Genomic DNA, 831 nt, shown 5'->3' with positions numbered 1-831 from the left:
CTACGCCTTGAAGAAGGCCAGCAGGTCGGCGTTGATGACGTCGGGGTGGGTTGACGCCATGCCGTGGGGCAGGCCCGGATAGGTCTTCAGCGTCCCCTTCTTGACCAGCTTAATGGCCAGGTGGGCGCTGTCGGCGATCGGCACGATCTGGTCGTCCTCGCCGTGCATGATCAACACGGGAACGTCGACGGCCTTGAGGTCCTCGGTGAAGTCGGTCTCCGAGAAGGCCTTGATGCAGTCGTAGTGGGCCTTGGCGCCGCCGGCCATGCCCTGGCGCCACCAGTTGTCGATCAGGCCCTGGCTGACCTTGGCGCCGGGACGGTTGAAGCCGAAGAAGGGGCCTTCGGGGATGTCGCGGAAGAACTGGGCGCGGTTGGCCAGCAGGGCCGAGCGGAAGCCGTCGAAGACCTCCATCGGCAGACCGCCGGGGTTGGCCGGCGTCTTCAGCATGATCGGCGGCACCGCGCCGATCAGCACGACCTTGGCGACGCGGCCCGGCTTGGCGCGGGCGGCGTAGTGAATGGCCTCGCCGCCGCCGGTCGAGTGGCCGACGTGGATGGCGTTCTTCAGGTCCAGGTGATCGGTCAGGGCGATGACGTCGGCGGCGTAGGTGTCCATCTCGTTGCCGGTGTCGGTCTGGGTCGAGCGGCCGTGGCCACGACGGTCATGGGCGATGACCCGATAGCCCTTAGCCAAGAAGAACATCATCTGGGCGTCCCAGTCGTCGGCGCTGAGCGGCCAGCCGTGGTGGAACACGATCGGCTGAGCGGTCTTGGGGCCCCAGTCCTTGTAGAAGATCTGCACGCCGTCCTGGGTCGTGACGTAGCCGCT

At 66.8% G+C, this 831-nt stretch carries 1 protein-coding gene; it reads right to left on the bottom strand.

All coding sequences use genetic code 11. The annotated features are described in order from the left end of the window. The coding region (locus AX690_RS03290; protein WP_066730278.1) for an alpha/beta fold hydrolase at positions 1-831 on the bottom strand (831 nt) is incomplete at its 5' end.

Source organism: Caulobacter sp. CCH9-E1 (genome assembly GCF_001556515.1).
Taxonomy (GTDB): domain Bacteria; phylum Pseudomonadota; class Alphaproteobacteria; order Caulobacterales; family Caulobacteraceae; genus Caulobacter.
Note: the sequence above shows the minus strand (reverse complement) of the source record. Positions and strands in the feature narration are given on the sequence as shown.